Origin of the sequence: Duganella sp. CF402, from assembly GCF_900109645.1 — a bacterium.
Taxonomy (GTDB): Bacteria; Pseudomonadota; Gammaproteobacteria; order Burkholderiales; family Burkholderiaceae_D; genus Rugamonas.
The window spans coordinates 279,701-298,764 of the sequence record NZ_FOBG01000004.1; the positions used below are offsets into that span (position 1 = coordinate 279,701).

General features: G+C 63.8%; 23 protein-coding genes and 1 tRNA gene. 9 read left to right on the top strand and 15 right to left on the bottom strand.

Translation table 11 applies throughout. The features are described from left to right. Positions 1 to 18 precede the first annotated feature (18 nt). Together BMZ70_RS29015 and BMZ70_RS29020 are read right to left on the bottom strand one after the other, a co-directional pair. Entirely contained in the window at positions 19 to 453 is a 435-nt protein-coding gene (locus tag BMZ70_RS29015) for a TonB-dependent receptor domain-containing protein (RefSeq protein ID WP_165403573.1), read from the bottom strand. A gap of 83 nt (positions 454 to 536) precedes the next feature. Beyond that, entirely contained in the window at positions 537 to 935 is a 399-nt protein-coding gene (locus BMZ70_RS29020; RefSeq protein ID WP_130301006.1) for a TonB-dependent receptor plug domain-containing protein, read from the bottom strand. A 122-nt stretch (positions 936 to 1,057) separates the two neighbouring features. Between BMZ70_RS29020 and BMZ70_RS25640 the strand changes: the two genes are divergently transcribed. Genes BMZ70_RS25640 through BMZ70_RS25660 form a run of 5 tightly spaced genes read left to right on the top strand, consistent with a single transcriptional unit; the run spans position 1,058 to position 4,182 of the window. Further along, positions 1,058 to 1,645, top strand: coding sequence for a sigma-70 family RNA polymerase sigma factor (locus BMZ70_RS25640; RefSeq protein ID WP_092280868.1), 588 nt, complete (start codon positions 1,058 to 1,060; stop codon positions 1,643 to 1,645). Next, the gene (locus BMZ70_RS25645; RefSeq protein WP_092280870.1) at positions 1,642 to 2,334 is read left to right on the top strand and encodes an anti-sigma factor; all 693 of its coding nucleotides are present in this window, start codon (positions 1,642 to 1,644) and stop codon (positions 2,332 to 2,334) included. Before BMZ70_RS25640 ends, BMZ70_RS25645 begins: the two co-directional genes overlap by 4 nt. A gap of 12 nt (positions 2,335 to 2,346) precedes the next feature. Then, positions 2,347 to 2,769 carry a PaaI family thioesterase gene (locus tag BMZ70_RS25650; protein WP_092280872.1) on the top strand — a complete coding sequence of 141 codons (423 nt, stop codon included), beginning with the start codon at positions 2,347 to 2,349 and terminating at the stop codon, positions 2,767 to 2,769. 43 nt (positions 2,770 to 2,812) lie between these two features. Then, the gene (locus BMZ70_RS25655) at positions 2,813 to 3,286 is read left to right on the top strand and encodes a group I truncated hemoglobin (protein ID WP_092280874.1); all 474 of its coding nucleotides are present in this window, start codon (positions 2,813 to 2,815) and stop codon (positions 3,284 to 3,286) included. A gap of 17 nt (positions 3,287 to 3,303) precedes the next feature. Continuing rightward, positions 3,304 to 4,182 (top strand): DUF3034 family protein, encoded by an 879-nt coding sequence (locus BMZ70_RS25660; protein WP_092280876.1) that lies wholly within the window; start codon positions 3,304 to 3,306, stop codon positions 4,180 to 4,182. On the opposite strand, the gene cynS is transcribed toward BMZ70_RS25660, so the two are convergent. The 6 genes from cynS to BMZ70_RS25690 are packed head-to-tail and all read right to left on the bottom strand — an operon-like array spanning position 4,179 to position 8,259. Next, entirely contained in the window at positions 4,179 to 4,622 is a 444-nt protein-coding gene (cynS, locus tag BMZ70_RS25665) for a cyanase (RefSeq protein ID WP_092280878.1), read from the bottom strand. The two genes, BMZ70_RS25660 and cynS, sit on opposite strands and share 4 nt — an antisense overlap. Before the next feature lie 54 nt (positions 4,623 to 4,676). Beyond that, positions 4,677 to 5,189 (bottom strand): peroxiredoxin family protein, encoded by a 513-nt coding sequence (locus BMZ70_RS25670; protein WP_092280880.1) that lies wholly within the window; start codon positions 5,187 to 5,189, stop codon positions 4,677 to 4,679. Then, a complete protein-coding gene (locus BMZ70_RS25675) occupies positions 5,186 to 5,848 on the bottom strand; it encodes a BON domain-containing protein (protein WP_092280882.1) in 663 nt (220 codons plus the stop codon). The genes BMZ70_RS25670 and BMZ70_RS25675 overlap by 4 nt, the downstream gene beginning before the upstream one ends. Beyond that, positions 5,841 to 6,437, bottom strand: coding sequence for a phosphoheptose isomerase (locus BMZ70_RS25680; RefSeq protein ID WP_092280884.1), 597 nt, complete (start codon positions 6,435 to 6,437; stop codon positions 5,841 to 5,843). The genes BMZ70_RS25675 and BMZ70_RS25680 overlap by 8 nt, the downstream gene beginning before the upstream one ends. A 57-nt stretch (positions 6,438 to 6,494) precedes the next feature. After that, positions 6,495 to 6,845 carry a YraN family protein gene (locus BMZ70_RS25685; RefSeq protein ID WP_092280886.1) on the bottom strand — a complete coding sequence of 117 codons (351 nt, stop codon included), beginning with the start codon at positions 6,843 to 6,845 and terminating at the stop codon, positions 6,495 to 6,497. 7 nt (positions 6,846 to 6,852) lie between these two features. Beyond that, complete coding sequence (locus tag BMZ70_RS25690; protein WP_092280888.1) at positions 6,853 to 8,259, bottom strand: penicillin-binding protein activator; 1,407 nt, start codon at positions 8,257 to 8,259, stop codon at positions 6,853 to 6,855. A gap of 10 nt (positions 8,260 to 8,269) precedes the next feature. On the opposite strand from BMZ70_RS25690, the gene rsmI reads away from it, so the two are divergent. Then, positions 8,270 to 9,178, top strand: a complete 909-nt coding sequence (gene rsmI, locus BMZ70_RS25695) for a 16S rRNA (cytidine(1402)-2'-O)-methyltransferase (RefSeq protein ID WP_092280890.1) — start codon at positions 8,270 to 8,272, stop codon at positions 9,176 to 9,178. Here the strand turns inward: rsmI and BMZ70_RS25700 are convergent. Then, the gene (locus BMZ70_RS25700; protein ID WP_092280892.1) at positions 9,175 to 9,786 is read right to left on the bottom strand and encodes a hypothetical protein; all 612 of its coding nucleotides are present in this window, start codon (positions 9,784 to 9,786) and stop codon (positions 9,175 to 9,177) included. The two genes, rsmI and BMZ70_RS25700, sit on opposite strands and share 4 nt — an antisense overlap. A gap of 75 nt (positions 9,787 to 9,861) precedes the next feature. On the opposite strand from BMZ70_RS25700, the gene BMZ70_RS25705 reads away from it, so the two are divergent. The 3 genes from BMZ70_RS25705 (at position 9,862) to BMZ70_RS25715 (ending at position 12,080) form a co-directional block, all read left to right on the top strand. After that, positions 9,862 to 9,938 (top strand) — tRNA-Pro (locus tag BMZ70_RS25705). Between the two features lie 118 nt (positions 9,939 to 10,056). Continuing rightward, positions 10,057 to 11,349 carry a sensor histidine kinase gene (locus BMZ70_RS25710; RefSeq protein ID WP_092280894.1) on the top strand — a complete coding sequence of 431 codons (1,293 nt, stop codon included), beginning with the start codon at positions 10,057 to 10,059 and terminating at the stop codon, positions 11,347 to 11,349. Between the two features lie 2 nt (positions 11,350 to 11,351). After that, positions 11,352 to 12,080 (top strand): LytR/AlgR family response regulator transcription factor, encoded by a 729-nt coding sequence (locus BMZ70_RS25715; protein ID WP_092280896.1) that lies wholly within the window; start codon positions 11,352 to 11,354, stop codon positions 12,078 to 12,080. On the opposite strand, the gene BMZ70_RS25720 is transcribed toward BMZ70_RS25715, so the two are convergent. The 6 genes from BMZ70_RS25720 to bioF form a co-directional block, all read right to left on the bottom strand. After that, positions 12,081 to 12,992 (bottom strand): hydroxymethylglutaryl-CoA lyase, encoded by a 912-nt coding sequence (locus BMZ70_RS25720; RefSeq protein WP_092280898.1) that lies wholly within the window; start codon positions 12,990 to 12,992, stop codon positions 12,081 to 12,083. It abuts the gene before it with no gap. A 1-nt stretch (position 12,993) separates the two neighbouring features. Continuing rightward, positions 12,994 to 13,926 (bottom strand): 2-hydroxyacid dehydrogenase, encoded by a 933-nt coding sequence (locus tag BMZ70_RS25725; RefSeq protein ID WP_092280900.1) that lies wholly within the window; start codon positions 13,924 to 13,926, stop codon positions 12,994 to 12,996. A 12-nt stretch (positions 13,927 to 13,938) separates the two neighbouring features. Beyond that, on the bottom strand, positions 13,939 to 15,966 hold the full coding sequence (locus tag BMZ70_RS25730) for an acetyl-CoA carboxylase biotin carboxylase subunit (RefSeq protein WP_092280902.1): 2,028 nt from the start codon (positions 15,964 to 15,966) through the stop codon (positions 13,939 to 13,941). A 65-nt stretch (positions 15,967 to 16,031) separates the two neighbouring features. After that, positions 16,032 to 17,081, bottom strand: coding sequence for a biotin synthase BioB (gene bioB / locus BMZ70_RS25735; protein ID WP_092281175.1), 1,050 nt, complete (start codon positions 17,079 to 17,081; stop codon positions 16,032 to 16,034). A gap of 17 nt (positions 17,082 to 17,098) precedes the next feature. Next, complete coding sequence (bioD, locus tag BMZ70_RS25740; RefSeq protein ID WP_092280904.1) at positions 17,099 to 17,875, bottom strand: dethiobiotin synthase; 777 nt, start codon at positions 17,873 to 17,875, stop codon at positions 17,099 to 17,101. Beyond that, positions 17,872 to 19,062 (bottom strand): 8-amino-7-oxononanoate synthase, encoded by a 1,191-nt coding sequence (bioF, locus tag BMZ70_RS25745; RefSeq protein ID WP_092280906.1) that lies wholly within the window; start codon positions 19,060 to 19,062, stop codon positions 17,872 to 17,874. The genes bioD and bioF overlap by 4 nt, the downstream gene beginning before the upstream one ends. Positions 19,063 to 19,064 lie beyond the last annotated feature (2 nt).

A 19,064-nucleotide genomic window follows, 5' to 3' on the forward strand; every position in this document is an offset into this window, starting at 1 on the left:
AAAAATTGTGCGTCAGGGTCAGGCGCAGCGTGCGCGGCTCGACCGGGTGGAAATGCACATCGCTGACGCCCTCGGCCGGCTCGCCCGCCAGACGCGACGGGTAGGAATAGTCGATGTCGCTGGCGCGGGCCGAAGTAGCGCCGCTCGAAGCCGCCGGACCAGTTCGGCGCCGCGCGTGCCCACCAGTGGCGGCGCCGCCTCGGTTCCGGTAACGCCGCGCGCGTCGTTGTTGTGGAAGCCGGCGCCGTAGTTGATGAAGTATTCGGTCTGCGCCCACGGCCCGAAGATTAGCGAGAGCTTGGGCGAGAACTTGTGGCCGTTGGCGCGCGCGTTGTTGACCTTGAAGCGGTAGGCGTCGTAGCGCAGGCCGGCGATGCTGCGCAGGGTTGGCGTCCAGTAGCTGGTGTTTTCGGCGTACAGGCCGACGCTGGCGTCGATGCGGTCCTCGCGCACGGTGGCCTGGCGCTGGCGCGCCGCCGTGGCTATAGCGCAGCGTGGCGCTGACTTTGCGCACCTGTTCCGGCGCCTGCCACGGGTCATGGTTGCGGCTCGCTTCGAGGCCGTACAGCAGCGTGCCGCCGGCCACAGCCAGCGCATCGGCCAGCGGACGAGAAGTCGCCCTCGTCGGCGAAGTAGCTGCCCTTCTTGCAGTCGATGCGTTGCACCAGTTCCGGAATCAAAAAATTGAGGTCGGAATAGCCCTGGCCGTGGGCGTGGCTGCGCCTATTGACCGGTACGCCGTCGACCCAGGTAGCGAAGTCGGTGCCGTGGTCGAGGTTGAAGCCGCGCAGGAAGTACTGGCTGGCGGCGTCGGCGGTGCCGACCGCATTGTCGTAATGGCCCAGTACGGTCACGCTGACCATGTCCTCGCTCGCCTGCGCTGCGCCATGCCACAGCGCCGTGCAAACCGCTATCGTTCCGCCCCTGATTGCCATTCCGCCTCCCGGTCCGTTTGTCGGGCTTGTACGTTGGCGGACGCGAATTGGATTCAAAATATTTCGTTTTGTGCAGCGTTGAAGATATGGTAATTTCCGTCATCCTCATCTCAAGGCAAGCCGTGTCCGACGTCCCCAACCTCGACCCGCAACAACTGCGCAGCTGGCTGAATCGCGCCGCCCAGCACGATGCCGTTGCGTTCCGTTCCCTGTATGACGCCACATCCGCGAAACTGTTTGGCTTCGCGCTGCGTATATTAGGCAAGCGCGAGCTTGCGGAAGAAGTTCTGCAGGAGAGTTTCGTCGCGATCTGGCACAACGCCGGCACCTATCAAAGCCATCTGGCCGCACCGATGACGTGGATGACCACCATCGTGCGCAACAAGGCTTTTGATCTGCTGCGCCGTAGCGATGTCGCTGCCGAAATCGATGGAGACCCGTTTGACGCCGCAATCATGGATGCACTACACGACCCCGCCGCCACACCGATCGAGGCTCTCGAGCTGAGCCGCGACGCCACCGCGCTGGCCTATTGCATGTCGGTACTGGAAGGTGCGCACCGTCAGGTGCTGGGACTGGCCTTCTTCCACGACTTGTCGCACAGCGAAGTGGCGCAGCAGATGGCGCTGCCAATCGGCACCGTCAAGACCTGGATCCGCCGCAGCCTGGACAAACTGAAGACCTGCCTGGCCAAGGGAGGGCGCACATGAATATCCGCGACAATGCGCCGCTGCGCGAAAAGCTGGCGGCAGAATACGTGCTGGGCACACTCAAGGGCGGCGCCCGCCGCCGCTTCGAAGGCTATCTGCACCATGACGCCGCGTTGCGCCTGCTGACGGCGGAATGGCAAGAGCGGCTGGCCCCGATGGCCGAGTTTGCGCCTGCGGTACAGCCGCCCAAACAGGTGTGGGCCGGCATCGAACGGCGCCTGAATCTGCGGCCGGCGCGCGCCGGCTGGCTGGCATCGCTGAACTTCTGGCGCGGGCTGGGCATCGCTTCGACTGCAGTGGCGGCCTTGCTGGTGGTTGTGATCAGCACCCGTGTGCTCGATAGGCCGCAGCTCGACTACGTCGCCACGCTGACCGACGACAAGGCGCAAACGGCGCTGGTGCTGACCGGCGATACCCAGCACAAGGCGCTGACCGTGCGCCTGGTCGGCAACGCGCCGGTGGCCAGTGACAAGACGCTGCAGCTGTGGGCGGTACCGAAACAGGGTAATCCGCGTTCGCTGGGCCTGCTGGCTGATAAAGGCGAGGTCCGGCTGGCGCTGGGCAGCAACGCCATCGGCGACGATGTCGCGCTGCTGGCGGTGTCGCTCGAGCCGAAGGGCGGCTCGCCCGACCCGAACGGTCCGACTGGTCCTATACTCTACAAAGGCGCGTGGGTACGCGTCATGTAGACAAGGACCGTTATGGATGCTGATAAATTCACTACCGCGTATTTCAACCAGTTCGGCAAAGGGACTTTGCCGGACCATCTGGGCATCGTCATCACCTCGGTGAAGGAAAACCAGATCGTGGCCGAATTCACGGTCACGCAAAACCACCTCGCGCCGAACGGCTTCCTGCACGCGGGCAGCGTGGTCACGCTGGCCGACACCGCCTGCGGCTACGCCTGCTTCTCGCATCTGCCGGATGGCGCGCAGAACTTCACCACCGTCGAACTGAAATCGAACCACCTCGGCACCGCACGCGAAGGCACGGTGGTGGCCACTGCCACGGCGGTGCATCTGGGCCGCACCACGCAGGTGTGGGATGCCACCGTCACCAACAAATCTACTGGCAAAACGATAGCGTTGTTCCGTTGCACGCAAATGGTTTTGTACCCCAAATAGCTGTTAAATTTGCGGCTAGGCAGACTACGCATGAGGACGACCGATGATTAAACGCACCCGAATGGCCGCCATCGGCTTGTTGCTGGCTTCGTCGCTGGCTATGGCGCAAACACCGTACACCGAGGACTCCACCTACCAGGGCCTCGGCGGCAAGGAAGGTATCAAGAAGATCGTCGATACCTTCGTCAAGCTGATCACCACCGATCCGCGCATCAAGGACAGCTTCACCGACTTCGATATCCCGCAGTTGAACGTGCGCCTGCAAGAGCAGTTCTGCGAGTTCGCCGGCGGGCCGTGCAAGTACACCGGCAAGTATCACGACAAGGCGATGGAAGGCGTGGGGCCGGTGCGCGACATGAAGACCGTGCACCAGGACCTGCAGATCACCAACGCCATGTTCAACGCGCTGACTGAAGACTTGCAGATCGCGATGGAACAGCACAACGTGCCAAGCAGCATATCGAACAAGCTGGTCGCCAAGCTGGCGCCCATGCAGCGCGATATCGTGACCAAATAATCCGCCGGGAGCACACCATGAAAAAACTGATTCCAGCCTTGCTGGCTGTATGCGTATGCGCGTGCGCCAGCGTGAATGCGCAAGATATGGGCAAGCTGCTGGCCACCGGCGGCGTGTCGCAGGTGGAAGGTGCGGGCGGCGGCGGCATCACGCCGTGGGCGCTGATTACCAGCTACGGCTCGCGCGACAGCTGGGGCGCCAACGCGCACTACACCAACGTCAGCACGCAGGACTACCAGCTGAAAACCTACGGCGTGGCGGTCGGCATCCAGGACCGGCTGGAGCTGTCGTTTGCCAACCAGGAATTCACCGGCAGCCTGGCGCCGCTCGACAATCTGAACATCAAGCAGGATATCGTCGGCCTCAAGTACAAGGTGCTGGGCGACGCAGTGTACGAGCAGGATAGCTGGGTGCCGCAGGTGGCGGTCGGCGTGATGTACAAGAAGAACAAAGGCATCCACGGGCTGGAAGGGCTGGGCGTCACCAACGTCAAGCAGCTCGGCGCCAAGGACGATAGCGGCTACGATTACTACGTCTCGGCCACCAAAATTTATCTCGAATACAGCCTGCTGCTGAACGCCACGCTGCGCGCCACGCGCGCCAACCAGATGGGGATTTTGGGATTCGGCGGCGACCGCAACGACGACACGCGCCTGAAGCCGGAATTCTCTGCGGCCTATCTGATCAACCGCAAGCTGGCCGTCGGCGCGGAGTACCGCTTCAAGCCGCACAACCTCGGCGTCGATGACGAGAAGGCGTACTACGACGCCTTCATCGCCTGGTTCCCGACCCGGAACCTCTCGGTCACGGCGGCATACGCCAATCTCGGCGACATCACCATCTTCAATCCGAAGAAGCAGAAAGGCTTCTACCTGTCGTTGCAGGCTGGTTTCTAGTAGCTTTTGTAGGGCAGGAATTTGCCGCTCAGGACTACCTGCACGCGGTCGCCTTTGGGGTCGGCTTCGCGCTGGATATCCATCGAGAAGTCGATCGCGCTCATGATGCCGTCGCCGAATTCCTCGTGAATCAGTTCCTTGATGGTGGTGCCGTACACGCTGACGATTTCGTACCAGCGATAGATCAGCGGGTCGGTCGGCACTGCGCTCGGCAGTGAACCTTTGTAGGGCACGATTTGCAGCCAGGCGGCTTCTTCATCGGTGAGGCCGAACAGTTCTTGCGCTTTGTCGGCCTGTTCGCGGTTGAAGGTCATCTGGCCGAGCAGCGCGGCGGTCGTCCATTCCTTGCTCTGGCCGAAGTGCTGGGCGAGGTCGGCCCAGCGCATCTTTTTGGCGACCTTGGTGGCGATGATTTTTTGCGTGACTTGGTTGCGGTCCATGATGGCTTCCCTTGGTGGTTGGAGAAGCCAGACATCATGCAAGTGCCGTGCCAATCAGCCTTTGAGCGATTCGTCCAGCAGCTTGTGCAGGGCCGGGAAATCCGGCTCGCCCAGGTAGCGCTTGAGGATTTTGCCGTCCTTGCCGATCACGAAGGTGGTCGGCGTCATCGAGACATTGCCGTAGGCCTTGGCGGCCGAGCCGTCCGCATCCAGCGCGACCTTGAACGGCAGCTGGCGCGTTTCGGCATAGTTGATGACGTAGTTGGCCGGGTCGTAGTTCATCGCCACGGCGACAAACTCAAAGCCCTGGCCTTTGAACTTGTTGTAGGTGTCGACCATCTTGGGCATCTCGGCCACGCAGGTGGTGCACGAGGTAGCCCAGAAATTCACCATCACCACCTTGCCCTTCAGGCTCTCGGGCGTGATTTTCTCGCCCTTGATGCTGAGGAAGGTCAGTTCAGGCGCAACCTCGCGCTTGGAAACGGTGGCGTAAGCGCCAAAGCCGATGGCGGCAATCGCCACAGCGGCGATCACCGGTTTCACCCAGGCGCGCGAGGCATCGCTCATTGGCTGCTTTGCGAGTTGGTGTTGGCTGGCTTAGGCTGATACGACTTCCACTCTTCCTCGGAAATGTATTCGAACACCTTCACCACCTTGGTCACGCCGCTGACGCCGCGCGCGATGTCGGCGCCGATCTGGCCCTCGCGCTGGGTCACACGGCCCTGCAGGTAGACCACGCCGCGCTCGGTCACCACCTGATACGAGTTGGCCGAGATATCCTTCGCATCCACCAGGCTGGCTTTCACTTTGGTGGTGATGATGGTGTCGCTGGAACGCGAGGTGTAGCTCGCCGGACCGGCGATTTCCAGCTCGTTGATCACATCGACCACGCCTTCGATGCTGCGGATTTCGCGTTCGATCTGCGCCTTCATGGCCTCATCGCGCACTTCGCCGGTCAGCAGGGCGCGGCGGTTGAAACTGTTGATATTGACGTGCGCAGCATCGCCGCCCACGTTGTTGACCTTGACTGCGCCCTTGACTTCAATCGCGCGGTCTTCCGTCTGCGCGCCGAAGGTGCGGCGGTCGGAGGCCGCCAGCGTACCGGAAATCGCACCGCCCGCGACCAGCGCGACGCAGCCCGACAGGGATGCCAGCATGGCGCCGCACAGCACGCTCATGGCCAGCGGACGTTGTACCTTTTTCCAGATAGCGCTGGAATTACTCATTCACATCTCCTCCGAACAGGGCGACGTCGATGCCGTCGCAAATGCAATGGATGGTGACCAGGTGGACTTCCTGGATACGGGCAGTACGGTCGTGCGGCACGCAGATATGGACATCGGCGTCGGTCAGCATCTTGCCGATGGCGCCGCCGCCTTTGCCGGTCAGCGCCACCACGCGCATCTCGCGCTCCAGCGCGGCTTCGATCGCGGCCATCACGTTGCCCGAGTTGCCCGAGGTCGAGAACGCCAGCAGGATGTCGCCGGCCTGGCCGAACGCTTGCACCTGCTTGGAGAAAATCTCGCGGTAGCTGTAGTCGTTGGCCACGGCGGTCAGGATCGAGGTATCGGTGGTCAGGGCAATCGCCGGCAGCGGGAAGCGCTCGCGCTCGAAGCGGCCCACCAGCTCGGCCGCGAAGTGCTGGGCGTCGGCGGCCGAACCGCCATTGCCGCACACCAGAATCTTGTTGCCGTTGGACAGCGCCGAGAACATCATCTCGATCGCCTGCGCGATATGCGGGGCGAGGACGGTGGCGGATTGGATTTTGAGTTCGGCACTTTCGTGGAAGTGCGAGAGAATGCGTTGATTAGTCATAGTGTGCTGATTATAGTGCAGTCGTCCTGCAGACCGGACAAGCGCTGTTAAAAATGCTTACATCTCCAGCACGTTTTGTATCCATGATAACTTTTCGTCATCGATGGCAATGAGGTCGAAGCGGCATGGGGGCGGGATTTTGTGGCGTAACAGATAATATTGTGCAGCCCGCAACAGGCGCTGCTGCTTGGCCGGCGTGACGCTGTAGACCGCGCCGCCGAAGCGGGCGCTGCCGCGCCGGCGCACTTCTACAAACACCAGCGTCGGCCCCTCAATCATGATCAGGTCGATTTCACCGGCCTTGCACAGGAAATTGCGCTCCAGCAGCGTCAGGCCCTGGGCGTGGAGGTGGGCCAGCGCCCGGTCCTCGCCCAGCTTGCCCAGCCGCTGCTGTGGGGTGCGCGGCATGGTTGCCTCATGGGTGCAGCGGCTGGGGCGCGCCGTTCAGGTAGATCGCGGATTGCTCGACGCGCTCGAATTGCGCCGGGCCCCGGCCAAAGTCGATCGTCAGCTTGCCGGTCACGCCGTCCAGCTGGAAGCGGCCGACCGGATGGCGGCCGATCTCGCGCGCCACGCGGAAGGCGTCGATGCCGAGCGCGTACAGCCGCGCCATGTCGGCGCTGCCGACTCCGGTTTGCAGCGGACGTGGATACACCATCACAGCCGGATGGTCGCGCTGCACCTGCCACGGCAAGTCCAGCAGGCGCACGCCTTCCAGGTCCTGGGTCGGGAAATTGTTGACGCGGCCCGGATTGAGCGCCGAGGTGCCGTAGATCGGCAGGTTGCTGAACTGGTCGGTCGGCGTCGGCGGGGCCGGCGGCAGCGCGTCGGCGGTGCTGAAGGTCGGATTGGACGGTTCGCTGGTCAGCACGCTGGCCAATGCCAGGCGCAACTGGCGGGTCTGGTCGGCGCCCATCGCCGAGAACAGCAGCGATGGCAGGTTTTGGCGCAGGCTGGCGCGCAGTTGCACCAGTTCCGGATCGCTCAGGTAGCCGTCCGGCGCGCTGAGTTCGACGGTGCGCACCGGGCGGCCCAGCTTTTGCCACTGGGCGGCGAAGGCGCTGGCAACCCGGCGCTGCCAGGCGGTGCTGGTGGTCAGGACCACGGCGGCGCCGCTCGGTTGCTCGGCAGCTGCCCACTGCGCGGCCTGGCGCGCTTCTTCCTCGATCGACAGGCCCATCGCCAGCATGTGCGGCGGCAGCGGCATGGCGTCCGGCTGGCCATAGCCTTCCGGGAAATTCAGGGCGATGGTGGGTTTGCTGACCAGCGGGCTGGACGCCACGGTGGCCACGGCCGGGCGCGACAGCGGGCCAACCACGATATCCTGGTCTTGCAGCGCGCGGGCATAGGCGGCCAGGATGTCCTGCGGCACATCGCCGGTTTCCAGCACGGTGACGGTGATCTGGTCGCGGTCGCGCTCCCAGGCCGCCATGAAGCCGGCGCGCACCGAGGCCGAGGCGGCGCCCAGCGTTTCCGAGCGCAGCGGCAGCAGCAGGCCGATGCGGATCGGCGTACTGGACGGCACGGCGTTGTCATCGCCGGCGCGGACGACGGCCGGCGGCGCGGCGCGCGGCGCCATCTGGCTGCGGTCCTCGGGCGCGGCGCCGGACAGGTCGACGGCGAACACTTCGGCCGCAGGTGCAGGCGGTTCCGGCGGCGGTTTGGGCAGTGGCAGCGGCTTCGGCGCGACCGGCGGTGGCGGCAGGCTTGTTTTTGCGGGCTGGGGCGAGCACAATCCTCCCGGCGCGTCGCAAAACGGCGTGCTGCATGCACTCAGCACTGCGGCAGCCATGCACAGCAGCGTCAACCTCACACTTTTCATCCTACCCCCAATGAGCGACCACGTATCCAGTTCCATCGCCAGCCTGCCCGTCCTGGGCGAAACGGCGCACCAGACCTATCCTAGCGCAACCTTGTACGTCGTGGCGACTCCCATTGGCAATGTGACCGATATTAGCCTGCGCGCGCTGCACGTTTTGAGCTTGGTCAATGCTGTTGCATGCGAAGACACGCGAAATACCGCCACTTTGATGAATCGCTTCGGCCTGCACAAGCCATTAATTGCGGCGCACCAACACAATGAGCGGGAAGCGGCCCAGACCCTGATCGCCCGTTTGCAGGCCGGCGAGCGGATTGCGCTGGTGTCGGATGCCGGCACGCCGGCGGTGTCCGATCCGGGGGCGCGGATTGTCGATGCGGTGCGGGCGGCCGGCTTGCGCGTACTGCCGCTGCCGGGCGCGTCGGCGGCGGTGACGGCCTTGTCGGCCAGCGGATTGGTGAACGACCAGTTCTACTTTGTCGGTTTCCTGCCGGCCAAGTCCAGGCAGCGCGAGAATTTCCTCGGCACCCTGCGTTCGGTGACCGCCACGATGGTGTTCTACGAAGCGCCGCACCGGATTCTCGACTGCGCCAGCGCGCTGGCCTCGGTATTTGAGCCGACCCGCCAGGTGGTGTTTGCACGGGAGCTGACCAAGATGTTCGAGGAAATCCACCGCTGCCCGCTGTCCGAGGCGGAAGCCTGGATCAAGGCCGACGCGCACCGGGAAAAAGGCGAATTCGTGGTGCTGCTGGAAGGCGCGGCCCCGGTAGATGATGAAAACGACGCGGAAGTGGACCGCTTGCTGACGATTCTGGCGGCAGAGCTGCCCGTTAAACAGGCAGCCGGGCTGGCCGCGCAAATTACCGGCCGCAAGAAAAACGCCCTGTACGACCGCGCCTTGCAGCTCAAGGAGCAAGCTTAAAACTTGCAGTGCTTGTCGAACGCCCAGGCCAGCGGCGCGAGCAGGCCCATCCCCGCGCCGGCTTGCAGGCAATCATATTTCTTGGCGCTGGCCACGCCTTTTTGCAGCTGAGTCTGATTGTCCTCAGGGTATAGCGGATGGGATTCCAGCTGCGCCGTCAGGGTGCCAGGCTTGGCCCTCTCTTTCGCCACGCCGCGCGCGGTTTTCAGCGCATCATCCATATTGAACTTTTTCTGCTGCTGGTCCGCGTACAGCGGATCTTGCTCGCGCGGCAGCACGGTGACGGCCTGCGGTTCGGCAGATGGCTGAGGCGGCGTCTGCTGCGCCACTGCGGCTGGCGTGCGTTCGCGCGGTGTGGTCTGGGCCGGCTCGCGCTTGCGCTGCGGTTCCCGCCTGGCGGGCGGCGGCTCGACCTTGGCCACGATTTTCGGCGGGGGCGGCGGCTGCAGCCATACCGTCATCGTCCGCGCCGGCTGCTGCTGCGCAGGCGGGCTGGACAAACGATAGCTGAACAGCAGCACAGCGTGCAGCACCAGCGAGATGGCAATGCCGGCGATGATGCCCGGACGCCGTAGCGGCGGCTGATCGAATGAAATTGTGGCACTCATGATTTTTAAATAATAGCATCGAAATGTGCGGGGCACTTGACGGCCTTCCCGCCAGACTGTATTATCTTGCTTCTTCGGAGTGTAGCGCAGCCCGGTAGCGCATCTGGTTTGGGACCAGAGGGTCCAAGGTTCGAATCCTTGTACTCCGACCAAAATCTAAAAACCCTGTTTGATGGCAACGTCAAACAGGGTTTTTTCCATTTCGCGCCCGATTTCGGCCCCTTCGTCGCAAGCGCCGTCGCCGCGCCCGGCCAGCGCTAGAATGGCCGTATGAATACGACACCTTTCTACCTCAAGCCCGTCGAAGTCGAACACGACCCCAAGCTCGCGTGGCGTTATCGCTGGCAATCGCTATTGCGCATGTGGGCTGCCACCGCCACAGCCGGCGTGATCATTGCGGTGGTGCTGTTCTCGGTGCTGTATTCCCTGCCGCATCGCCCCACCCTGCAGTCCGGCGGTTGGACGTGGATGAATATGTTCTTCGGCTTTGTGTGGCCGGTGCTGGTGCCGCTGATCATCGGGAATAATCTTGCGCTGGCGCGCCTCAAGGAACTGTCCGAGGCCGGCACGCCGCTGACGGAAGACATGATCAGTGCGCGGCCCAGCCGGGTGCTGGTCTCGCCGCTGGATCCGCTGACCACCTACAACATCTGCACCGAGACCTTGTCCGGCCTGGCGGTGGGCATGGCGCTGGGCTATGGCGGGCCGGCGGTGTTCCGTTATTCGCCGTTCGAGGGGAAAATCCTGATTGGCCCGCGCCGGCCGGTATGGCTGACGCAATGCACCGAGGTGCTGGTGGTCGGCGAGCGCGGCCAGCCGGTGGAAGTGCGCATCCGCCGCCGCTTCGGTTATGACTTCTTCACCGTGCAGCGCGGTGGCGCTTTGCAGGCGGTGGAAACCGTGGTCGCGCATCTGCGAGCGCAGTTCGAACAAAAAGACCGCGTCCTGCGCGCCATCAAGCGTGAAGAGGAGCTGGAACGCGCGGCCCTGAACGCCAGGCTGTCGGCCTTGCAGGCGCAGGTCGAGCCGCACTTTTTATTCAATACGCTGGCCAACCTCAAATACCTGATCCGAACCGACGCCGATACGGCGCAGCAAATGCTCGATCATCTGGTGGGCTATCTGCAAAACTCCCTGCCCGACATGCGCTCGGTATCGTCCACGCTGGAACGCGAGCTGGCGCTGGTGCGCGATTACCTGTCCATCATGCAGATCCGCATGGGGCATCGTCTGCGCTTTCACATTCAGGCCGATGACTTCGTGCTGCCCTTGCCCTTCCCGCCAGCGATGCTGATTTCGTTGGTGGAGAACGCGGTCAAGCATGGGCTGGAGCGCGCCAGCCGTGACGGTGAAATCGTCATCACCGCAGTGCTGCACAGCGACGCTCTGCGGGTGCAGGTATGCGATGATGGCGTCGGCCTGACCGAGCAGATGGGCCAGGGCTTCGGCCTGGCCAACATCCACGAGCGCTTGCAGCTGCTGTATGGCGACCGCGCCTCGCTGTCGGTGACGGCCGGAGAACACGGCGGCGTGGTTGCCACGCTGGCCATCAACAAGGAGTGAGGATGCCGATCGCTTTGATCGTAGAAGACGAGCCGCTGCTGGCGGCGGAATTGCGCGACCAGCTGGACGCGCTGTGGCCCGAGCTGGAAATCGCCGGCCACGCAGAGAACGGCGTAGAGGCGGTATCGATGCTGGAAGCGCTGCGGCCGGACGTGGTCTTCCTCGATATCCAGATTCCGGGACTGAGCGGCATGGAAGTGGCGCAGCACGTGGGCGAGGCCACGCAGATCGTGTTCGTCACCGCGTATGCCGAGCATGCGGTGCAAGCGTTCGAGGCGGGCGCGGTGGACTACATCGTCAAGCCGGTAACGGCGGCGCGGCTGCTGCAAACCGTGAAGCGTCTGAAGACGCGCAGCGCGGCGCCGGTGCCGCCGGGCGTGTGGCAGCAGATCGCGCCGGCGCCGGTGCAGTACCTGAAATGGATCAAGGCATCGGCCGGCAATACCGTGCGGCTGGTGATGGTGCGCGACGTGCTGTACTTCCGGGCGGAGGACAAATACACGCGCGTGGTGGCACACGATGGCGACGCGCTGATACGCCTGCCGCTAAAAAACCTGATCGGGCAGCTGGACCCTACGCAGTTCGCGCAAATCCACCGTGGCGCCATCGTCAACCTGGAAGCGGTGGAACGCATAGACCGCAATGGCACGGCGATGGAAATCCGCTTGAAAGGCCGCGCTGAAAAACTCGCCGTCAGCGACGGCTATACGCGGCAATTCAAGCAGATGTAATCAACCGGCGCGCTTGGCGGCGATGGCGTTGCCGGCGCGGCTGGCGCCTTTGCGGTTGAGGAATTGCGAGATGAACTGGCCGGCATCGACCACGATATCGAGGTCGATGCCGGTCTCGATGCCCAGGCCCTGCATCATGTACAGCACATCCTCGGTGGCGACGTTGCCGGTCGCGCCTTTCGCATACGGGCAGCCGCCCAGGCCCGATACCGACGAGTGGTAGATCGCAATGCCCACTTCCAGGCTGGCGTAAATGTTGGCCAGCGCCTGGCCATAGGTATCGTGGAAGTGGCCGGACAAACCGTCCACGCGGAATTCGCGGATGGCGCGTTCCATCACCGCTTGCGTCTTGCGCGGCGTGGCCACGCCGATGGTGTCGGCGATGTCGATTTCATCGCAGCCCAGGTCGCGCATGCGGCCCACCACGTCGGCCACCGCATCCAGCGGCACCTCGCCCTGGTACGGGCAGCCGAAGGCGCAGCTGATGCTGCCGCGCAGGCGGATGCCCCGCTCTTTCGCCGCCTTCGCTACGCCCTCAAAGCGCGCGATCGATTCGGCGATCGAGCAGTTGATGTTCTTTTGCGAGAAGGCTTCCGAGGCCGAGCCGAAGATCACCACCTCGTCGGCTTTCGCGGCCAGCGCGGCTTCAAAGCCTACCATGTTCGGCGTCAGCGCGGAGTAGATCATGCCCGGCTTGCGGTTGATGGCCGCCATGACGTCGGCGCTGGTGGCCATCTGCGGCACCCATTTCGGCGACACGAAAGCGGCCGCTTCGATGTTCTGGAAGCCAGCCGTTGTCAGGCGGTTCACCAGCTCGATCTTGATCTCGGCCGGGACGTTTTCCTTTTCATTCTGCAGGCCGTCGCGCGGGCCGACTTCAACGATTTTGACTTGTTTCGGTAAGCTGCTCATTTCAGTATCCCAGTGTGCGATTGACCACGCCGGCGACTTGTTCGCCCGCTTCGGTCTTGCGAATGTTGGCGGCAATCTGCTGCACGCTCTCGCGGCGCAAGGTCAGCGCGGAGATGTGCGGCGTGATGGTGATGCGCGGCTCTTGCCAGAACGGATGCTGCGCCGGCAAAGGCTCGTTGCGGAACACGTCCAGCGTGGCGGCGGCGATGTGGCCGGATTTGATCAGCGTGAGCAGATCCGGTTCGGCGATGTGCGCACCGCGCGCCACGTTGATGATGTAAGCGCCGGCCGGCAGCTTGCTCATGTTGGTGCGGTCCATGATGTTGCTGGTGTCCGGCGTCAGCGGCAGCATGCAGACCAGCACGCGCGAGCCGCGCAGGAAGGTGTCCAGGCCATCGGCGCCGGTGAAGGTTTGCACGCCCGGCATGCTCTTTTCGGTGCGGCTCCAGGAGCGCAGCGGGAAGCCGAACGGCGCCAGCGCTGCCAGCACGCGGGTGCCCAGCACACCCATGCCCAACACGCCGACGGCGAAATCTTCCTTGTGATGCTGCGGCAGCGGCGCCCACGTGCCGGCGCGCGCCTGCGCCTCGTATTCGTCGAAACGGCGGAAGTAGCGCAGCACGGAGTGCGTCACGTATTCCGCCATTTGCACTGCCATGCCCGCGTCTTCAAGGCGGATGATGGGGATATGCGGCGGCAGCGCGTCGCTGAACTTCAGCAGCGCGTCGACGCCAGCGCCGGTGACGAAGATGGCTTTGACGGTGCTGAGCTCCGGCAGCATGGCTTCGGGCGGCGCCCACACCACGGCGTAGTCGCAGGCCTGGTTTTTTTCACCGGCGTGCCAGATTTCGATCTCGGCTTCCGGCAGGTATTTGGCGAAGTCCTTGATCCACGGTTCGGTCTTGCCGTCGGCGCGGTGTAGCAGTATGCGCATGGTGTGCTTCCTTTATGCCGTCTTGAAGGCCAGCAGTGGTGCGCCGTCCGCCACCTGGTCGCCAACACCGTAGAGGATGTCGTCAATCACGCCGTCGTGCGGGGCGGCGATGGTGTGTTCCATCTTCATGGCTTCCATGATGACCAGCGGTTCGCCTTTTTTCACTTCCTGGCCTTTGCTGGCGAGGACGGAGACGACCTTGCCCGGCATCGGCGCGGTGAGGCGGCCGCCTTCGGATTCGGTTTCGCCGGCGTGGGCCATCGGGTCGTTCCAGGCCAGTTGGTAGTGCGCGCCGTTGGCGAACACGTGGAATACGTCGCCGTCGCGCAGCACGGTGCCGTGGGTGGCCTGGTCGCCGAGTTTGATGCTGTAGTCGTTGCCGTTGTGCGTGGCCAGTGACAGCGCTTGCGGTGCGGCGCTGCTGGCGCTGAACAGCCAGTCTTCAGCGCGGTAGGTTACGAAGGTGTCGTAAGCCGTGTGCTCGTCGGCAAAGGCGAGTTTGCGCGCGTAGGATTGGTTCATGCGCCAGCCGGTGGTGTGGCTCCACGGATCGGCGGCATGGGCGGCTGCCGGCGCGGCGACGGTGCGCGATTCGCCGGCCAGCAGGGCGGCGGCGGCCAGGGCTAGCGCGGTGGCTGGTGCAGGCTGCGCGGCCGGGAACAGGCTGTCGTGATTGCGTTCGATCAGGCCCGTGTCCAGATCGGCGGCGGAGAAGGCCTGGCCTTCAACCAGGCGTTTCAGGAAGGCGATGTTGGTGGCCAGTCCGACAATCTGGTACTGCGCCAGCGCTTGCGCCATGCGGGCCAGCGCCTGCTTGCGGTCCGCGCCCCAGACGATCAGCTTGGCGATCATCGGATCGTAGAACGGTGAAATGGCGTCGCCTTCACGCACGCCGGAGTCGATGCGCACGGCGGCTGGTGCAACGACGTCGCCGCCCAGCTCAAACGACACGGCGCCGGGCGTGCCGAGATGGCGCAGGGTACCGATCGACGGCAGGAAGCCTTTCTCCGGATTCTCGGCGTAGATGCGCGCCTCGATGGCGTGACCCTTGATAGCCAGTTCGTGCTGCTGCTTCGGCAGCGGCTCGCCAGCGGCAACGCGCAGCTGCCACTCAACGAGGTCGGTCCCGGTAATCATCTCTGTCACCGGATGTTCAACCTGCAGGCGGGTGTTCATCTCCATGAAGTAGAAGCTGCCGTCCTGATTGGCGATGAACTCCACCGTGCCGGCGCCGACATAGCCGACGGCGCGCGCGGCGGCAACGGCGGCTTCGCCCATCGCTGCGCGGCGTTCGGCCGGCATGTCCGGCGCTGGCGCTTCTTCCAGCACCTTCTGGTGGCGGCGCTGCACCGAGCAGTCGCGCTCGAACAGATAGATGCAATTGCCGAGCGTATCGGCAAACACCTGGATTTCAATGTGACGGGGGCGCTGGAGGTATTTCTCCGCCAGCACCTTGTCGTCACCAAAAGAACTGATCGCCTCGCGCTTGCAGGACGCCAGCGCATCCTTGAACTGCGCCGAGTTTTCAATCACGCGCATGCCCTTGCCGCCGCCGCCGGCCGAAGCCTTGAGCAGCACCGGGTAGCCAATTTTGTCGGCTTGCGCGTGCAGGAAATCCGCATCCTGCTGCTCGCCGTGGTAGCCCGGCACCAGCGGTACGTTGGCCTTTTCCATCAGCTGCTTGGCGGCCGACTTGGAGCCCATCGCGCGCATCGCCGATGCCGGCGGGCCAATGAACACCAGGCCCGCTGCCGCGCAGGCATCCGCAAACTCCGCGTTCTCCGACAGGAAGCCGTAACCGGGATGGATGGCTTGCGCACCGGTGGCCTTGGCCACGGCGATGATCTTGTCGCCGCACAGGTAGCTTTCCTTGGCGGCGGCAGGGCCGATCAGCACGGCCTCGTCGCAGACGGCGACGTGTTTGGCGTTGGCGTCCGCTTCGGAATACACGGCCACGGTCTTGATGCCCATGCGGCGCGCGGTAGCGGCCACACGGCAGGCGATTTCACCACGGTTGGCGATCAGAATTTTTGTAAACATCGTCTCTCTCTTTGCGGCTTATGGCCGGAAGTTTTTTTATGGTGATGCTTGAGTGAGGCTTGCGATCAGCAGCCGCAGCTCTCTTTTTGTACCGATTCCAGTACCGCGCCGCGCGTGCGCAAGCCCAGTTTCTCCAGCAGCGCGCGGTCGTCGTTGGCTTCTGGATTATCCGTAGTCAGGAGTTTGTCACCGTAGAAGATCGAGTTGGCGCCGGCCATGAAGCACATGGCTTGCACCGCTTCGCCCAATTCTCGACGACCGGCCGACAGGCGCACACGCGCTTTCGGCATGGTGATGCGCGCCACAGCGATGGTGCGCACGAATTCAAACGGATCCAGCGGCGGCAGGCCGTGCAGCGGCGTGCCTTCCACCTGCACCAGATGGTTGATCGGCACCGATTCAGGGTACGGATTCAGGTTCGCCAGCTGCGCAATCAGGCCGGCACGCTGCTCGCGCGATTCGCCCATGCCGACGATGCCGCCGCAGCAAACCTTCAGGCCTGCTTCGCGCACATGGCCCAGCGTGTCCAGACGGTCCTGGTATTCGCGGGTCGAGATCACGTTGTCGTAGAACTCAGGCGCGGTGTCCAGATTGTGGTTGTAGTAATCGAGGCCGGCATCCTTCAGGCGCTGCGCCTGATGCTCTTCCAGCATGCCCAGCGTGGCGCAGGTTTCGAGGCCAAGCGCTTTTACCGAGCGCACCATCTCTTCAACCTTGTCCATGTCGCGGTCTTTTGGGCTACGCCATGCGGCGCCCATGCAGAAGCGGGTGGCGCCGTTGTCCTTGGCCTGTTGGGCCGCATCCAGTACGGTGTCGATATCGAGGATCTTCTTGGCTTCCACGCCGGTGTCGTAGCGCGCCGCTTGCGGGCAGTAGCCGCAATCTTCTTCGCAGCCGCCGGTTTTGATCGACAGCAGCGTGGCCAGTTCCACGTCGCCGTCCGGGAAGTTGGCGCGGTGGGTTTCCTGAGCTTTGAACATCAGTTCATTGAACGGCAGGTCAAACAATGCCAGCACTTCTTCGCGCGGCCAGGTGGCCGCTGGCGGCAGCGTGATCGCAGCCGTCGGGCGGTGCAGGGAAACGACCTTTGGTTCTTGCAGGGTGTTCTCGGACATCTTGATTCCTTCTTCGTTCAAATTACGTTTGGCAGCGGCCAGTTGGGCAGCTGCGTAAAGTCGATATATTCAGCGGCCGCTTCGGCGGACGGGTCGTCCAGGCGCGGCACGCGGCCCAGGAACGGCGCGGGTATGCGCTGCTCCAGGGCGATCACGTTTTCATCGGCAAAGGCCATGTCGGCCTGCGTTTCATTCGCCACCCAGCCGGCCAGTTTCAGGCCGCGCGACAGGATGGCTTCCACCGTCAGCAGCGCATGGCTGATGCAGCCCAGGCGCAGGCCGACCACCAGCACCACCGGCAGTGCCAGTTGTTCTGCCAGGTCGGCGGTATCGAATTCGTCGTTCAGCGGCACGATGAAGCCGCCCACGCCTTCCACCACCACCGCATCCGATGCGGCGTTGATTTCCACGTAGGCAGCGAGAATCGGCACCGGCGAAATGGTGATGCCTTCCAGCGCGGCGGCAATGTGCGGCGCGGCCGGTTCCTTCAGCAGGAACGGCGTGGTAATCGACTGCAGCAGGTGCACATTGCCGGCGGCGGCCAGGCGATCGCAATCGTCGTTATGCCATTTGCCGTCCGCGCCCAGTTCAGTACCGGCAGCTACGGGCTTCATGCCGCAAGCACGCACGCCGCTTTGTACCAGCGCGTGCAGCATGGCGGAAGACACCAGCGTCTTGCCGATTTCAGTATCGGTTCCGGTAACGAAGCAGTTGAAGCGCGGCGGTATGCCGCTGCCTGCTGCCGTAGCTTGTGTTTGTGGAGCGACTGCTAACACGGGATCGTCCAGACTCATTTCATATCCCTTTCCAAGGCATTGAGCGCGCCTATCAATTTTGCGACATCGATGCTGTTGTGCGCTGCCGACAGCGTGACGCGCAAGCGCGCGGTTCCTGCCGCCACGGTAGGCGGGCGGATGGCGCCGACCCACAGGCCCTGCTCGTACAGGGCCGCGCCGGCGCGCATGGTTTCAGCATTATCGCCGATCAGGACAGGCTGGATCGCAGTCTTCGAGGGCAGGCGCTGCCAGCGCTCAAGGCGCAGGCCATCGTCCAATTGTGCCACCAATGCCTGCAATTGTGCGCGCCGCGTGGCGCCTTCCTCGCCTTCCAGCAGATCGAGGCTGGTCAGCAGGGCGTGCGCCAGCGCCGGCGGCGTGGCGGTGGTGAAGATGTACGGACGGGCTTTCTGGATCAGCGTTTCGATCACGGTTTCGTGCGCGGCGATGAAAGCACCGCCCACGCCAGCCGCCTTGCCGAGGGTGCCCATGTAGACCAGATACGGCGAGCGCAGGTTAAAGTGCTCCAGCGCGCCGTGGCCTTTGTCTCCCAGCGTACCGAAGCCGTGGGCGTCGTCCACCACCAGCCATGCGCTGTGCTGTTCGCACAGGGCCAGCAGTTCGGGCAGCGGCGCGAGGTTGCCGTCCATGCTGAACACGCTGTCGGTCACTACGACCTTGGTAGCGGCCTTGCTGGCTTTGAGCAGGACTTCCAGCGCATGCAGGTCGGCGTGCGGGTAGACGTGGGCCTTCACACGCGACAGGCGCACGCCGTCGATCAGCGAGGCGTGATTCAGCTCTTCCGAGAAGATTTCCGCTTCCTTGTCGCCGGCGGTGAGGCCGGTGATGACGGCGAGGTTGGCCATGTAGCCGGTGCAGAAGCTGATCGCGCGCGGGGATTCCAGATGGGCGCCGACAAATTGCGCCAGGCGCTCTTCCAGCATCGCATGCGCACGCACATGGCCGCTGATGAGGTGCGATGCGCCGCTGCCGACGCCGTAGATCGCCGCGCCTTCTTGCAGCGCGAGCTTGATCTTGCGGTGGTTGGCGAGGCCGAGGTAGTCGTTGCTGCAGAAGGCCAGCAGTTCTCGGCCGTCGACATGCACGCGCGGGCCGCACGGCGAATCGACGGTGCGGCGCTTGCGGATCAGCTGTTTGTCGTCCAGCGCTTGCAGTTGCTGGTTCAGGCGGTTGAGCAGTTCCATCG

Bases quoted from the DNA above. Each gene is read 5' to 3' on its own strand.
- BMZ70_RS29020 (WP_130301006.1), bottom strand. From the start codon at position 935: ATGGCAATCAGGGGCGGAACGATAGCGGTTTGCACGGCGCTGTGGCAT.
- BMZ70_RS25645 (WP_092280870.1), top strand. From the start codon at position 1,642: ATGAATATCCGCGACAATGCGCCGCTGCGCGAAAAGCTGGCGGCAGAA.
- BMZ70_RS25650 (WP_092280872.1), top strand. From the start codon at position 2,347: ATGGATGCTGATAAATTCACTACCGCGTATTTCAACCAGTTCGGCAAA.
- BMZ70_RS25655 (WP_092280874.1), top strand. From the start codon at position 2,813: ATGATTAAACGCACCCGAATGGCCGCCATCGGCTTGTTGCTGGCTTCG.
- BMZ70_RS25660 (WP_092280876.1), top strand. From the start codon at position 3,304: ATGAAAAAACTGATTCCAGCCTTGCTGGCTGTATGCGTATGCGCGTGC.
- cynS (WP_092280878.1), bottom strand. From the start codon at position 4,622: ATGGACCGCAACCAAGTCACGCAAAAAATCATCGCCACCAAGGTCGCC.
- BMZ70_RS25670 (WP_092280880.1), bottom strand. From the start codon at position 5,189: ATGAGCGATGCCTCGCGCGCCTGGGTGAAACCGGTGATCGCCGCTGTG.
- BMZ70_RS25675 (WP_092280882.1), bottom strand. From the start codon at position 5,848: ATGAGTAATTCCAGCGCTATCTGGAAAAAGGTACAACGTCCGCTGGCC.
- BMZ70_RS25680 (WP_092280884.1), bottom strand. From the start codon at position 6,437: ATGACTAATCAACGCATTCTCTCGCACTTCCACGAAAGTGCCGAACTC.
- BMZ70_RS25685 (WP_092280886.1), bottom strand. From the start codon at position 6,845: ATGCCGCGCACCCCACAGCAGCGGCTGGGCAAGCTGGGCGAGGACCGG.
- BMZ70_RS25690 (WP_092280888.1), bottom strand. From the start codon at position 8,259: ATGAAAAGTGTGAGGTTGACGCTGCTGTGCATGGCTGCCGCAGTGCTG.
- rsmI (WP_092280890.1), top strand. From the start codon at position 8,270: ATGAGCGACCACGTATCCAGTTCCATCGCCAGCCTGCCCGTCCTGGGC.
- BMZ70_RS25700 (WP_092280892.1), bottom strand. From the start codon at position 9,786: ATGAGTGCCACAATTTCATTCGATCAGCCGCCGCTACGGCGTCCGGGC.
- BMZ70_RS25710 (WP_092280894.1), top strand. From the start codon at position 10,057: ATGAATACGACACCTTTCTACCTCAAGCCCGTCGAAGTCGAACACGAC.
- BMZ70_RS25715 (WP_092280896.1), top strand. From the start codon at position 11,352: ATGCCGATCGCTTTGATCGTAGAAGACGAGCCGCTGCTGGCGGCGGAA.
- BMZ70_RS25720 (WP_092280898.1), bottom strand. From the start codon at position 12,992: ATGAGCAGCTTACCGAAACAAGTCAAAATCGTTGAAGTCGGCCCGCGC.
- BMZ70_RS25725 (WP_092280900.1), bottom strand. From the start codon at position 13,926: ATGCGCATACTGCTACACCGCGCCGACGGCAAGACCGAACCGTGGATC.
- BMZ70_RS25730 (WP_092280902.1), bottom strand. From the start codon at position 15,966: ATGTTTACAAAAATTCTGATCGCCAACCGTGGTGAAATCGCCTGCCGT.
- bioB (WP_092281175.1), bottom strand. From the start codon at position 17,081: ATGTCCGAGAACACCCTGCAAGAACCAAAGGTCGTTTCCCTGCACCGC.
- bioD (WP_092280904.1), bottom strand. From the start codon at position 17,875: ATGAGTCTGGACGATCCCGTGTTAGCAGTCGCTCCACAAACACAAGCT.
- bioF (WP_092280906.1), bottom strand. From the start codon at position 19,062: ATGGAACTGCTCAACCGCCTGAACCAGCAACTGCAAGCGCTGGACGAC.